Here is a 12,723-nt window from a genome sequence, read left to right on the forward strand (position 1 = left end):
CACGAGTAGGCGCGCTAGCCTGAGCGCATGGGCGTCTTCACACTCGGCGGGCTGACCACGGCCCCCGCCTCCTCCCGCACCGACCTGCTGGCCCCGGCCACCCTCGCGACCCTGACGGAGCTCGGCTGGCTCGACGAGGTCGGCGTCGTGGAGATCGACCCGGACGTATCCGACACCGCCGCGACGCAGGAGCAGTTCGGTCTCAGCGCCGACACGCTCGCCAACTGCGTGGTGGTCGGCGGCAAGCGCGAGGGCGTCGAGCGGATCGCCGCCTGCGTCGTGCTCGCCACCACGCGCGCCGACGTGAACAACACCGTCAAGCGGCTGCTGGACGTCCGAAAGGCGTCCTTCCTCCCGATGGAGCGCGCCGTCGAGCTGACCGGGATGGAGTACGGCGGCATCACGCCGATCGGGCTGCCGGCCGAGTGGCCGTTGCTGGTGGACTCCCGCGTGGCGGCCGACGGCGTCCTGGTCATCATCGGGTCCGGCGTGCGCCGGTCCAAGATCCTGCTTCCCGGCCGGCTGCTGGGCGGGCTCCCGTCCGCGCAGGTGATCGACGGGCTCGGTCAGGAGTTCGCACCGCGATGACCGGTGCCGGTGTCGACCGCCTCCTCGGCCCGGTGCGCTCGCACCTGATCGAGACGCTGTCCGGGCGCTCCGACCGCGTCCCAGGCTGGGTGCTGCGCCTGGAGGCCGGCGAGGACGAAGGCTTCTTCCCCGCGGGCGGCGCCGCCTGGACGGTGCACGGCGGGATGCCGACGCTCGTCGCGGGAGTCCGCGCGCTGCTGCTGCAGGCGCTGCATCCCGGCGCCCTCGCCGGCGTGCGCGAGCACTCCCGCTACCGCGAGGACCCGCTGGGCCGGCTGGCCGGCACGATCCAGTGGATCCACACGGTCACCTTCGGCAGCCGCGGCCAGGCCGTCGCCGGCTCGGAGCTGGTGAAGACCCTGCACGAGCGCGTGCACGGCAGCTACGTCGACGGGCACGGCGTCACCCGCCCGTACACGGCGAACGATCCCGACCTGGCCGAGTGGGTGCACCTGGCCTTCACCGACGCCTTCCTCACCGCGCACGAGCGCTGGGGGTCGCCGATCCCGGGTGGAGCGGACGGGTACGTGAACGAGTGGGCGACCGCGGCCGAGCTGATGGGCGTCGGCGACCCGCCGCGCACCGCCGCCGGCCTGCGCGCCCGCATCGACGCGGTGACCGACGCGGGGGAGCTGCGCGGCGGTCCGGAGGTGGAGGAGGTCGTGCGCTTCATCCGGCGTGCGCCGCTGCGCTGGACGCTGCGGCCGTCGTACCGGGTGCTGTTCCGCGCCGCGGTCTCCACGATGGAGCCGCGGCACCGTGCCCTGCTCGGGCTGCCCGTGACCGACCGGCTGCCGATCCACGGCGCGACGGCCGCCGTGCTCGGGGGAGCGCAGGTGCTGCTCGGGCCGCGGACGCAGGCCGAGCTGGCGGCCCGGAGGCGGCTGGCTCGGCTCGCCACGGCGCCGGGAGCCTGACCGATTCCGGCCGCTTCCCGCTGTCTGCGCACCGAGCAGTCTCTGCTCCTGACTGTCTGTGCTCCGGTTGTCTGTGAGAACGTGCAACCTGCGCGGCCCGCTTCGGAGCTACGCTGTCGTCCGGTGGCCCGCTCATCGCCGAGCGGACCCGAGTCACCGGAGGTGTTGCCATGACATCCACCCGTCCAACCGTGCCAGACGAGGCCGGGAACAAGGGCCTGAAGGGGGGCGCGCTCGGCCTGGTGTCGAGCGTCGTGGTGGGCGTCGCGTCCACCGCTCCCGCCTACAGCCTCGCGGCCAGCCTGGGCTTCATCGTCGTCGGCGGGACGCTCGCGGCCGGCGTGAAGGCGCCGGGCATCGTGCTGCTGGCGTTCATCCCGATGTACCTGATCGCGGTCGCGTACGCGGAGCTCAACAAGGCCGAGCCGGACTGCGGCACGACCTTCACCTGGGCGGCGAGAGCCTTCGGCCCGATCACCGGCTGGATGGGCGGCTGGGGGATCGTCATCGCCGACATCATCGTGATGTCGAACCTGGCGCAGATCGCCGGCAGTTACTCCTTCACGTTCATCGGCGGCTTCGGCCTCCCCGGCGTCGCGGCGCTCGCCAACAACGCCGGCGCCGTGACGATAGCCGGGCTGATCTGGATCGCCCTGATGACCTGGATCTGCTATCGCGGCATCGAGGTGTCGGCGCGCGTGCAGTACGTCCTGCTCGGCTTCGAGATCGTCATCCTGATCTTCTTCGCGGCCTTCGCGCTGGTGAAGGTCTACACCGGAAACGCGGAGCCGTACTCGCTGATCCCGCAGTGGTCGTGGTTCAACCCGTTCACCCTCGACTTCGGCAAGACGATCGCCCCCGCGCTGCTGACCGCGATCTTCATCTACTGGGGCTGGGACACCGCGGTGTCGATCAACGAGGAGACCAAGAACCCCGAGAAGACCCCGGGCCGCGCGGCCGTCATCAGCACCCTGCTCCTGCTGGCCACCTACGCCGTCGTCACCGTCGCCACCGTGGCCTTCGCCGGGGTCGGAGACAAGGGCATCGGCCTCGCCAACCCGGCCAACTCGGCCGACGTGTTCTCGGCGATCGGGCCGACGCTGTTCGGCAGCGGTCCGCTCGGCTCCATCCTGCTGACGTTGCTCGGGTTCTCGATCCTGACGTCCGCGTCGGCCTCCACCCAGACCACGATCCTGCCGACGGCGCGCACGACCCTGTCGATGGCGGTCTACAAGGCCATCCCCGAGAAGTTCGCGAAGATCCACCCGAAGTTCCTGACCCCCACCTGGTCGACGGTCGGCATGGGGATCGCCTCGGCGGCGTTCTACCTGCTGTTCACCTTCATCAGCGTCACCCTCCTGACCGCCCTGATCGGGTCGCTCGGCCTGATGATCGCGTTCTACTACGGCCTCACCGGGTTCGCCTGCGTCTGGTACTACCGCCGCACGCTGTTCACGAGCTTCCGGCACGCGATCATGCGCGGGCTGTTCCCGGTGCTCGGCGGCGTGATGCTGGTCGCGGTGTTCATCTACGGGGTGATCCAGTTCGCGGCGCCCGACTGGCTGCAGGACGCCAACGGGAAGAACGTGACCATCTTCGGGATCGGCGCGGAGGCCGTCGTCGGCATCGGCGGCATCCTGATCGGCGTCGTGCTGATGATCGTCTGGCGGATCATCCGGCCCGACTACTTCAAGGGCCTCACCCTGCCGCGCAGGAGCGACGACATCGTGCTCGCGCCCGAGGTGGTCGGCGCAGACTCGGTGTTCGGCTCGGTGGCGGCGCGCCTGCCCGCGACGGTCATCGCGCCCGACTTCTCCAACCTCCCCGAAGGGCAGACCCCGGTCAATGCGGATACGCTCGAAGAGGTCGACGAGCCGGCGGACCTGCCGCCGGCCGATCCCGACCTCCCGCGGAAGGGGAGTGAGTGAGCGAACGCAGCCGAACCGTCCACTGGGAGGACCCCGCGCCGGGCGTCGCCGTCATGCCGACGGTGAGCGGCCTCGCGTACCTACAGAAGATGATCGCGGGGGAGCTGCCGCCCCCGCCCATCGCGAAGCTGATGGGGATGGCCCTGACGGAGGCCGAGACCGGGCGCGCGGTGTTCGTCTGCGAGCCGGACGAGTCGCACTACAACCCGATCGGGACCGTGCACGGCGGACTGGTGTGCACCCTGCTGGACTCGGCGATCGGCTGCGCGGTGCAGTCGACGCTGGCGCAGGGCCAGGGCTACACGTCGATCGAGATCAAGGTGAACTACCTCCGCCCGGTGTTCGCCGGCAGCGGCCCGCTCACCTGCAGCGCGACGGTGACCAAGCCGGGCAACCGGGTGGCGTTCGCGGACGGCGTGGTGACGGACGGCAGCGGGAAGACGGTCGCGACGGCGACGGGGTCGCTGCTGGTCTTTCCGATCGGCTGACGCCCGAACACCTCAGGAGCCCGCCGCCTCCTGCTGCGCCACGAGCTGGTCGCGGACCTTCCGGCGGATGACCTTGCCGACGATGCTGCGCGGCAGCTCGTCCACCTGCACGACGTGCTTCGGCACCTTGTACGCGGTCAGGCAGTCCCGGCCGTAGGCGCGGATGGCCTCCTCGTCGAACGACGCGCCCGGCTCCATGACGACGGCCGCGACCACGTCCTCGCCGCCGCGGCGGTGCGGGAGGCCGACCACGGCGACGTCCGCGACGCCCTCGAAGCTGCGCAGCGCGTCCTCCACCTCGGTCGGGGAGACGTTGAAGCCGCCGGTGACGATGAGCTCCTTGATCCGGTCGACGATCCGCACGAAGCCGTCCTCGTCCATCGTCACGATGTCGCCGGTGCGGAACCAGCCGTCCGCGGTGAGCACCTTGGCGGACTCGTCGGCGTTGCGCCAGTAGCCGGAGAACACCTGGGGTCCGCGAGCGAGCAGCTCGCCCTCCTCGCCGAACCCTCTTTCGACCGCCGGGTCCTCCGGGTCGGCGACGCGCAGCTCGGTGCCGGGCAGCGCGAGGCCGACCGTGCCGGCCCTGCGGGTCGCGCCGACCGGGTTCGCCATCAGCACGGGCGAGCACTCGGAGAGCCCGTAGCCCTCCACCAGGTAGCCGCCGGTCTTCGACTCCCAGAGGTCCACGATGGTCTGCGGGAGGCTCATCGCGCCGGAGATCGCGATGTCGATGCCCGAGAGCGACACCTTCCGCTTCTCGGCGGCCTGCACCAGCCGCTCGTAGATCGGCGGCACAGCGGGCAGGAAGGTCGCCGGCCGCTTCTTCACGACATCCAGCACGAGGTCGGGGTCGAACTTCGGGAAGAGCACGAGCCGCGACCCCATGCTCATGGCGAAGGTCAGGCAGAGTGTGAGCCCGTAGGCGTGGAACAGCGGCAGGACCGCGTACACCACCGAGGTGCCGCGCTCGATCGTGGGCACCCACGCGCGTGCCTGCGCGGCGTTGACCGCCAGGTTGAGGTGGCTGAGCATGACGCCCTTCGGCCGCCCGGTGGTGCCGCTGGTGTACTGGATGAGCGCCAGGTCGTCGCGCTCCGGCCGCGGCACGGAGGCCTTCAGCCGCCGGGACGACACCAGCGACTCCCAGGTGACGGCGCCCGACACCTTCGCAGTGAGCTGCTCACGGGCCTTGCGCGCGGCGGGCACGGGGAGGCGGAGGGCGAAGCGCTTGCTCGCGGGCATCCCGCGGGTGATGTCCACCGAGATGACGGTCGCCACGCCGAGGTCGGCCGGGAGGTCCTGCACCGTCGGCACGACCTTGTCCCAGACGATCGCGACGGTCGCGCCGTGGTCCTCGAACTGGTGCCGGAGCTCGCGCGGCGTGTAGAGCGGGTTGTGCTCCACCACGACGGCGCCGAGCCGCAGCGCCGCGTAGAACGCGACGACGTGCTGGGGGCAGTTGGGCAGCACCAGCGCGACCCGGTCGCCCTTGCGGACGCCGCGCTTGCGCAGGCCCTCCGCGGCGCGGGCGATCTGGTCGCCGAGCTCGGCATAGGTCGTCGTCGCGCCGAAGAACTCCAGGGCGACGTGCTTGCCGTAGGTCGCCACCGAGTCGTCGATCAGGTGGGCGAGGGAGCCCTCCGGCAGCTCGATGTCGGCCGGGACACCTGGCGCGTAGGCGGAGACCCAGGGACGATCGCTGTAACCACTCACAGACACGAGCCTAGGGGGCCGCCGTCAGCGTGCGCACGGCCTCCTCGATGGGGACATCGCCGGAGACGACCTCCCAGGTGCGGCCGATCGTGGCAGGCTCGGCCAGGCAGACGGCGATCAGCCGGGCGACGTCCTCGCGTGCGATGGTGCCGCGCGGCACGCTCTCGCCGAGTTGCACCTGGCCCGTGCCCTCGTCGAAGGTCAGTCCGCCCGGGCGCAGGATGGTCCAGTCCAGCCCGGAGGCGCGCAGGTCGGCGTCGGCGTCGCGCTTGGCCTCGACGTAGGCGCGCCACTGCGGGTCGGCGTCCTCCGCCACCGGGCCGTCGACGCCCCAGGCGCTCACCTGCACGAACCGGCGGATGCCGGTGGAGGCGGCGGCCTCTGCGGACTTCACCGAGCCGGCGTAGTCGACCGTGCGCTTGCGGGCGACGCCGGAGCCGGGCCCGGCGCCCGCCGTGAACACGACAGCGTCGCAGCCGACGAAAGCCATCGCGATCGCGCCGGAGTCGGCCTGCTCGATGTCGAGGACGTGGCCCTCGCCGCCGAGGCGGTAGACGTCGTCGGCGTGCTCGTCGCTGCGGACGAGGCCGACGAACTCGTCCCCCCGGTCGTAGAGCACCCGCATGAGCTGCTGGGCGACTTTTCCGTGGGCTCCGACGATCGCGATTCGACTCATGCCTCCATCTTGCTCCTGTTCTGCCCCGCTCCGCTCACGGCGAACGTGGGCGCGGCCCGGCGGGGGGATGCGTTACCGTCGTGCACATGACCGGTCTGCTGGAGTTCGTGGCGCGCTTCTTCGCGCCGGGCTCCGGCCTGTCGGTGCTGTGGCACTCCGCGGCCTGGCCCGGAGGGCTCTCCGGGCTCGTCGCCCTCGCCGGCCTGGCCGGCGCGATCGGGATCGTCGCGGTCGCCGCGACGGCGGTCGTGCGCTCGGTCGCCGCGCTGGCGGCCTCCCTGCGCGTGCGCGCCGTCTGGTCGAACCCGCTGCAGCCCGCCGCCGGCTGGCTGCTGCAGAGCCAGGCCGACCCGGACGCCGACGGCCGTCCGCGCCCGCGAGCCCCCGGCATCCTCCTGCCGGTCGCGTAGCCGGGCGCTTCTCGCCCCTGCGCGGCCAGACGACGTCTTCGTTTCGTTCTGACAGCAGGGATACCACTCATGGACTTCTTCTCATGGCCGCCGATCGCGGCCATCCTCGACGCGGCCTACGGCTTCGTCACCGCCCTCTCCGCCGCCGTGGAGCCCGTCGCGGGCGCTGCGGCCGGCATCGTCGCGATCGTCGTCCTGACGGTGATCGTGCGCGCCCTCCTCCTCCCCGTCGGCGTCAGCCAGGTGCGCGCCGAGTACACCAGGCGCCGGCTCGCCCCGGCCCTCGCCGAGCTCCAGCGCACGCACGGGAAGGACCGGGAGGCGCTCGCTCGCAAGACGATGGAGCTCTACCAGGCAGAGCGCACCTCCCCGTTCGCCGGGATGCTGCCGCTGCTCGCGCAGCTCCCCGTCATCTCGCTGGTCTACGCGCTGTTCACGCACGCCACCATCGCCGGCCACGCCAACGCCCTGCTCGACGCGCACGTGCTCGGCGCGCCGCTCGGCACGAGCTTCGTCGGCCTCGCCGGCGCCGGCCCGGTCTGGCCCGCGTTCCTGGTCTACGCGGGCGTGCTCGTGCTCATCGCCGCCGTGACCACGGTGTCGCGGCGGGTGCTCGCGCTGCCGCAGCCGGACGGCACGCCGCCGCCGACCGGCGTTGTGCGGGCGCTGTCGTTCCTGCCGTACGTCACGGTGGTGTTCGCGGCGTTCGTGCCGCTCGCCGCGGCCGTGTACATCCTGACCACGACGGCCTGGACCGTCGTCGAGCGGGGCGCCCTGCGCCGCCTGCTCGACCCGGAGCGGGGGAGGACCGAGCCATCGACGTCGCACTGAGATGGGATGCTTGAGCCATGTGGAAGCGTGATCGTCCCCGCCCGCCCCGCGACCCCCGCGCGGCGACGCCGTCCCTGGGCGTCGGCGTGCAGGTGTACGTCGTCGAGCAGGAGCCGCCGACGCCCGACGACTGGCCGGGGGAACCGACCGGGGTGATCATCGCCAACGGGGATCGCAGCCTCCGACACGTCTCCCTGCCGAACGACGGTTACACGCACTGGGTCGTCGCGTTCAGCGAGCCGCAGCTCCGCCGCGACGGGAGCGGTCCGTACGAGAAGGCGACCATCCCGGCGGTGCTGCTGGTGGCCGCCGAGCCCGCGGAGGCCTGAGCCGTGCTCGGGGTCGGCCTGATCCGCGGCATCAACGTCGGCGGCAACGCGCGCGTCGCGAAGGCCGACCTGGCGGCCGCGTTCGAGGCGGCCGGCTTCGAGGACGTGGTCACCCTGCTGCAGAGCGGGAACGTCGTCTTCCGCGGGCCGGGCGCACCCACCGCCGCGCAGGCCGAGGCCGTCAGCGCGGCGCTGGCGGAGTCGTCCGGCGTGTCCGCCGGCGTCGTCCTGCTGCCGGAGGACCGCTTCCGCCGGATCGCGGCGGACAACCCGCTGGTGGACATCGCGGACGACGACTCCCGGCTCGTCGTGACCTTCCTCGACCACGACCTGCCCGCCGGCGTGAGCGCGCCCGCCGACGCCGACCTCGCCCCGGAGGTGGTCCGTCTGCGGGACCGCGCGATCTACCAGTGGAGCCCGCTCGGCGTCTCCAAATCGGTCGTGCCCGCCGCGTTCTGGCGCGCCATCGGGCCGGTGGCGACGGGACGCAACCAGCGCACCGTCCTGCGCCTGATCGCCGAGCTCGACCGGCGCGGCTGAACGCAGGAACCGGTGCACTGCTGGCGGTCACCGGCTGCTCTTACAATGACGGCATGTTCGTCGAGGGCACCCTTCGATGGCAGGTCACCGAGGACTGTCCCTGGGACCTGCTGATCGCGCTCGCCCTGCGCGACCTCGTGGGCCTCGACAACACCCGCGAGCCCGTCCTCCCGCGGGTGTCGCCGGCGGTCGTTCCCGCTCTGCACGGGTCGGCGGAGCGGAGCGGGCGAGGCACGACCCTTGCTGCGAAGGACGTGCTGGAGACCCAGTGGCACGCCCTCTTCGAGCGCGCAGCCGACCGCGAGCACCGCCCGATCACCCCGCTGCTTCAGCCTCCGCACTTCGCCGCGCTCGACCGCGCGATCGAGCTGCAGGACATCGTGCTCGCCCAGCACGAGACGGCGGCGCGCTGGGCGCGCGAGCGCCGCGCCGAGTACGCCCGAGCGAGCATCGAGCACCACGCCACCCGCGCCGCCGACATCGTGGACGTGGTCCACGAGCGGGAGCACGACCTCCGACGCCAGGCCGGCTACTTCCGCCTGGACATCGACGTGCTCCCGCTCGCCGAGCGCGGCGCGTGGATCGTCGGCCCGCACACGGTCGTCGTCAGCACCTCGCTGCGCGACGACTCGGAGGCGTTCCGCGACTGGTTCCGGCCGCTCGTCGCGGCGCTCGTGTGAGCGCCGCGCTGGTATGAGTCAGGCCACCCGCTGCGCCGGGGAGGTCGTCTCCGCCGGGTCGGTCACAGCGACGTCCCCGACCGCCTCGTCGATGCGGGCGAGCACGTCGCCGCTGAGCCGGACGCCCGCGGCCTTGACGTTGGAGGCCACCTGCTCCGGCCGGGACGCGCCGACGATCGCGCCGGACACGTTCGGGTTCTGCAGCACCCACGCGATCGCGAGCTGCGCCATCGTCGCGCCGAGTTCGTCGGCGATCGGCTTCAGCCGCTGCACGGAGGTGAGCACGTCGTCGCGCAGGAAGCCCTTGATCGCGTTCGCGCCGCCCTTGTCGTCCGCCGCGCGGCTGCCTTCGGGGAGGGGCGCGCCCGGCAGGTACTTGCCGGTCAGCACGCCCTGGGCGACGGGGGACCAGACGATCTGCGAGACGCCGAGCTCGGCGGAGGTCGGGACGACCTGCTTCTCGATGACACGCCAGAGCATCGAGTACTGCGGCTGGTTCGAGATGAGCTGGAAGCCGAGCTCCTTCGCCAGCGAGTGGCCTGCGCGGAGCTGGTCGGCCGTCCACTCGCTCACGCCGATGTAGAGCGCCTTGCCCTGCCGCACGATGTCGGCGAAGGCCTGCATCGTCTCCTCGAGCGGCGTCTCGTAGTCGAAGCGGTGCGCCTGGTAGAGGTCCACGTAGTCGGTGCCGAGCCGGGTGAGCGAGCCGTCGATGGACTCCAGGATGTGCTTGCGCGAGAGCCCGGTGTCGTTGTGGCCCTTCGGGCCGGTCGGCCAGTAGACCTTGGTGAAGATCTCGAGCGACTGCCGGCGCTGGCCCTTCAGGGCGTCGCCGAGCACCTGCTCTGCTGCGGTGTTCGCGTACGCGTCCGCGGTGTCGAACGTGCTGATGCCGGCGTCGAGGGCGGCGTGGACGCACTGCGTCGCCGTCTCGTTCTCGACCTGGGAGGCGTGGGTGAGCCAGTTGCCGTAGATGATCTCCGAGATCTTGAGACCGGAGTTGCCGAGGTATCTGAATTCCATGCCTCCACGCTAGCGCCGCGTCCGGGCGGATGCGGGCCGGATGTCGTGGCCGGATGGGAGGATTGCCCTATCAGAGGTGTGCACAGTGGGAGGTGTTCTCGGTGGGTAGGGCGGACGGCAGCGACCGGCGGGTGACGACCGCCGACGTCGACGACGCCGACGCCACGATCCTGCACGTCGACATGGACGCCTTCTTCGCCTCCGTCGAACTGCTCGACCGCCCGGACGCGCGAGGCAAGCCCGCGATCGTCGGCCACGCGGGCGGCCGCGGGGTCGTCACGAGCGCGACGTACGAGGCGCGCCGGTTCGGCGTGCGCAGCGCCATGCCGGTCTCCCAGGCGCTGCGGCTGTGCCCGACCGCGATCATCCTGCCGCCGCACTACGAGAAGTACACCGAGTACTCCGGCAAGGTGATGGACATCTTCCACGAGGTGACGCCGCTGGTCGAGCCGCTCAGCATCGACGAGGCGTTCCTCGACGTCGCCGGAGCGCGCCGGCTGCTGGGGTCGCCCCGGCGCATCGCCGAGCTCATCCGCTCGCGCGTCAAGGAGGAGACCGGCCTCACCTGCTCGGTCGGTGTCGCCGGCACGAAATTCATGGCCAAACTCGCCTCCGGTCACGCCAAGCCGGACGGGATGCTCGTCATCCCGCCGGCCGACACGGTGGCGTACCTCCGACCGCTCCCGGTCGGCGCGCTCTGGGGCGTCGGCGCCAGCACGCAGTCCTCCCTGGAGCGAATGGGCATGCGCACCGTCGCCGACCTGGCCGACGCGCCGCTGACCGTCCTGCAGCGCGCCGTCGGGGACGCGACCGCGCACCGGCTGCACGAGCTCGCCAACGGCCGCGACCCTCGGCGGATCGTCACGGCGTCCCGCGAGAAGAGCATCGGCCACGAGAACACGTTCTCGGTCGACGTGGAGGACGCCGACACCCTGCGCCGCGAGCTGCTGCGGCTCTCCGGGCGGGTCGGCGAGCGCCTGCGCAAGCACGGGATGGTCGGCCGGACCATCGCCCTCAAGGTGCGCTTCTCCGACTTCCGCACCATCACCCGCTCGCGCACCCTCGCCGAGCCGACCAACGTCGGGCGGCGGTTGTTCGAGGAGGCCTGGGACGTCTTCGAGGCGCTCGACCTCCGCCTGAAGGACACCCCGATCCGGCTGATCGGCGTCCGCGCGGAGCAGCTCGCCGACGCCGGCGGCGACGCGCTCGCGCTCTGGGACCCGGACGAGGAGTGGCGGGAGGCCGAGCGCACGCTCGACGCGGTCAGCGCGCGCTTCGGCCGCGGCGCCATCGGGCCGGCCTCGCTGGTGCGGAGGTCGCGCGACGCCGAGCAGGCCGAGCGCGACGGCCGCAACCCGCGCTGGCTGAGCGACTAGCGCCCGCGACCCTCAGCCCCGACGCTCAGCCGCCCCGACCCTCACCGGCCCTGGTCGCGCCGGGACCCGCCGGGTACGGTGAACCCATGACGAACCTCTCCCTCAAGCTCGCCGAGACGATGAGCTCCTCCGGAATCAAGTCGGTCTACGGCGAGCCGATCGTCGTCGACGGCACCACGATCGTGCCCGTCGCCGCCGTGCAGTTCGGCTTCGGCGCGGGTGAAGGCCCGGGCGACGACTCGGCGCCGGGAGGTGCGGGAGGCGGCGGCGCCGCTGTCCCGTTCGGCGCGTACATCAGCGACGAGACCGGCGTGCGGTTCCGGCCGAACCTCATCACGCTGCTCGCGGTCGCCATCCCGTTCGTGTGGGTGGCCGGCCACGCCTGGGCGCGGGTCATCCGCGCGCTCAAGCGGTAACGCGGCAGCAGCAAGCCTCGCCCCGGGACTACACTGGGCTCCTGAACACGGGAGTCCGGTGAGCCGGGCTGAGAGGAAGCTTCTCCAAGTTTCGACCGTCGAACCTGATCTGGGTCATGCCAGCGCAGGGAGGCATCTCACAATCCCGTGCCCCATTTCTGAACAGAAAGGGCACGAACAGTGCACGCAACCATTTCGTCCGTCTCCGCGCCGTCCAAGCGCATCCTCCGCTGGCGGGTCGTCGACATCGTCGTCGCCAGCGTCGTCGCCGTCGCAGCCGGCGTCGTCTTCTGGGTCTGGGGTCAGGCCTACAACCCCATCTCCGGCCCGGTGACCGCCGTCCTCCCCGGCTTCCAGGGCATCCTGAACGGCCCGTGGCTGTTCGCCGGCGTGCTCGTCGCGCTCATCGTCCGCAAGCCCGGCGCCGCCCTGTACGGCGAGGTCGTCGCGGCCGTCGTCTCCATGCTGATCGGCACGCAGTGGGGCTTCGCCACGCTGCTGTCCGGCGTGGTGCAGGGCCTCGGCGCGGAGATCGTCTTCGCGCTGTTCCTCTACGCCCGCTGGAATCTGGTGACCGCGCTGATCGCGGGCGCCGGCACCGGCCTCGCCGAGTCGATCCTCGACCTGATCTACTCCTACCCCGGCGCCAAGCCGGAGTTCGTGGTCGTCTACACGATCACGACGACCATCTCCGGCATCGTCGTCGCCGGTCTCGGGTCCTGGCTGCTGGTCAAGGCGATCGCTCGTACAGGGGCGCTGGGCCGGTTCGCCGCGGGCCGCGAGGTCACGGGGCGGGTCTAGGCGA

General features: G+C 71.8%; 15 protein-coding genes and 1 riboswitch. Of the genes, 12 read left to right on the forward strand and 3 right to left on the reverse strand.

The window, feature by feature from the left end:
• The first annotated feature begins 27 nt into the window (after positions 1–27).
• From ACFQ9V_RS11300 to ACFQ9V_RS11315, 4 genes are all read left to right on the forward strand, one after another.
• On the forward strand, positions 28–588 hold the full coding sequence (locus ACFQ9V_RS11300) for a YbaK/EbsC family protein (protein ID WP_382459253.1): 561 nt from the start codon (positions 28–30) through the stop codon (positions 586–588).
• A complete protein-coding gene (locus ACFQ9V_RS11305) occupies positions 585–1,505 on the forward strand; it encodes an oxygenase MpaB family protein (protein ID WP_382459254.1) in 921 nt (306 codons plus the stop codon). Before ACFQ9V_RS11300 ends, ACFQ9V_RS11305 begins: the two co-directional genes overlap by 4 nt.
• Before the next feature lie 170 nt (positions 1,506–1,675).
• Positions 1,676–3,433 carry an APC family permease gene (locus ACFQ9V_RS11310; RefSeq protein WP_382459255.1) on the forward strand — a complete coding sequence of 586 codons (1,758 nt, stop codon included), beginning with the start codon at positions 1,676–1,678 and terminating at the stop codon, positions 3,431–3,433.
• A gap of 53 nt (positions 3,434–3,486) precedes the next feature.
• Positions 3,487–3,921: a PaaI family thioesterase gene (locus tag ACFQ9V_RS11315; RefSeq protein WP_370057246.1), complete on the forward strand. Its 435-nt coding sequence runs from the start codon at positions 3,487–3,489 to the stop codon at positions 3,919–3,921.
• 12 nt (positions 3,922–3,933) lie between these two features.
• On the opposite strand, the gene ACFQ9V_RS11320 is transcribed toward ACFQ9V_RS11315, so the two are convergent.
• Both ACFQ9V_RS11320 and ACFQ9V_RS11325 read right to left on the reverse strand, forming a co-directional pair.
• Entirely contained in the window at positions 3,934–5,637 is a 1,704-nt protein-coding gene (locus ACFQ9V_RS11320) for a long-chain-fatty-acid--CoA ligase (protein WP_382459256.1), read from the reverse strand.
• Between the two features lie 10 nt (positions 5,638–5,647).
• Entirely contained in the window at positions 5,648–6,313 is a 666-nt protein-coding gene (locus tag ACFQ9V_RS11325; RefSeq protein WP_382459257.1) for an SDR family oxidoreductase, read from the reverse strand.
• Between the two features lie 86 nt (positions 6,314–6,399).
• Between ACFQ9V_RS11325 and ACFQ9V_RS11330 the strand changes: the two genes are divergently transcribed.
• The 5 genes from ACFQ9V_RS11330 to ACFQ9V_RS11350 all read left to right on the forward strand — a co-directional run bounded on the left by ACFQ9V_RS11330 (position 6,400) and on the right by ACFQ9V_RS11350 (position 9,103).
• Positions 6,400–6,723, forward strand: coding sequence for a DUF6412 domain-containing protein (locus ACFQ9V_RS11330; protein WP_345839280.1), 324 nt, complete (start codon positions 6,400–6,402; stop codon positions 6,721–6,723).
• A 69-nt stretch (positions 6,724–6,792) separates the two neighbouring features.
• The gene (locus ACFQ9V_RS11335; RefSeq protein WP_382459258.1) at positions 6,793–7,554 is read left to right on the forward strand and encodes a YidC/Oxa1 family membrane protein insertase; all 762 of its coding nucleotides are present in this window, start codon (positions 6,793–6,795) and stop codon (positions 7,552–7,554) included.
• A gap of 17 nt (positions 7,555–7,571) precedes the next feature.
• The gene (locus ACFQ9V_RS11340; RefSeq protein ID WP_382459259.1) at positions 7,572–7,883 is read left to right on the forward strand and encodes a hypothetical protein; all 312 of its coding nucleotides are present in this window, start codon (positions 7,572–7,574) and stop codon (positions 7,881–7,883) included.
• A 3-nt stretch (positions 7,884–7,886) separates the two neighbouring features.
• Complete coding sequence (locus tag ACFQ9V_RS11345; protein WP_382459260.1) at positions 7,887–8,423, forward strand: DUF1697 domain-containing protein; 537 nt, start codon at positions 7,887–7,889, stop codon at positions 8,421–8,423.
• Positions 8,424–8,476: 53 nt separating this feature from the next.
• Positions 8,477–9,103 carry a hypothetical protein gene (locus tag ACFQ9V_RS11350; protein ID WP_382459261.1) on the forward strand — a complete coding sequence of 209 codons (627 nt, stop codon included), beginning with the start codon at positions 8,477–8,479 and terminating at the stop codon, positions 9,101–9,103.
• Positions 9,104–9,121: 18 nt separating this feature from the next.
• On the opposite strand, the gene ACFQ9V_RS11355 is transcribed toward ACFQ9V_RS11350, so the two are convergent.
• On the reverse strand, positions 9,122–10,126 hold the full coding sequence (locus tag ACFQ9V_RS11355; protein ID WP_382459262.1) for an aldo/keto reductase family protein: 1,005 nt from the start codon (positions 10,124–10,126) through the stop codon (positions 9,122–9,124).
• 101 nt (positions 10,127–10,227) lie between these two features.
• Between ACFQ9V_RS11355 and ACFQ9V_RS11360 the strand changes: the two genes are divergently transcribed.
• The 3 genes from ACFQ9V_RS11360 (at position 10,228) to ACFQ9V_RS11370 (ending at position 12,719) form a co-directional block, all read left to right on the forward strand.
• Positions 10,228–11,502, forward strand: coding sequence for a DNA polymerase IV (locus ACFQ9V_RS11360; RefSeq protein ID WP_382459263.1), 1,275 nt, complete (start codon positions 10,228–10,230; stop codon positions 11,500–11,502).
• Positions 11,503–11,588: 86 nt separating this feature from the next.
• On the forward strand, positions 11,589–11,918 hold the full coding sequence (locus tag ACFQ9V_RS11365) for a GerW family sporulation protein (RefSeq protein ID WP_370052963.1): 330 nt from the start codon (positions 11,589–11,591) through the stop codon (positions 11,916–11,918).
• 46 nt (positions 11,919–11,964) lie between these two features.
• A riboswitch (TPP riboswitch) is annotated at positions 11,965–12,066 on the forward strand.
• Positions 12,067–12,098: 32 nt separating this feature from the next.
• Positions 12,099–12,719, forward strand: coding sequence for an ECF transporter S component (locus tag ACFQ9V_RS11370; protein ID WP_382459264.1), 621 nt, complete (start codon positions 12,099–12,101; stop codon positions 12,717–12,719).
• Positions 12,720–12,723: the final 4 nt, after the last annotated feature.

The sequence above is a fragment of the Leifsonia sp. NPDC056665 genome, assembly GCF_042791795.1.
In the GTDB taxonomy this organism is placed as follows: domain Bacteria; phylum Actinomycetota; class Actinomycetes; order Actinomycetales; family Microbacteriaceae; genus Leifsonia.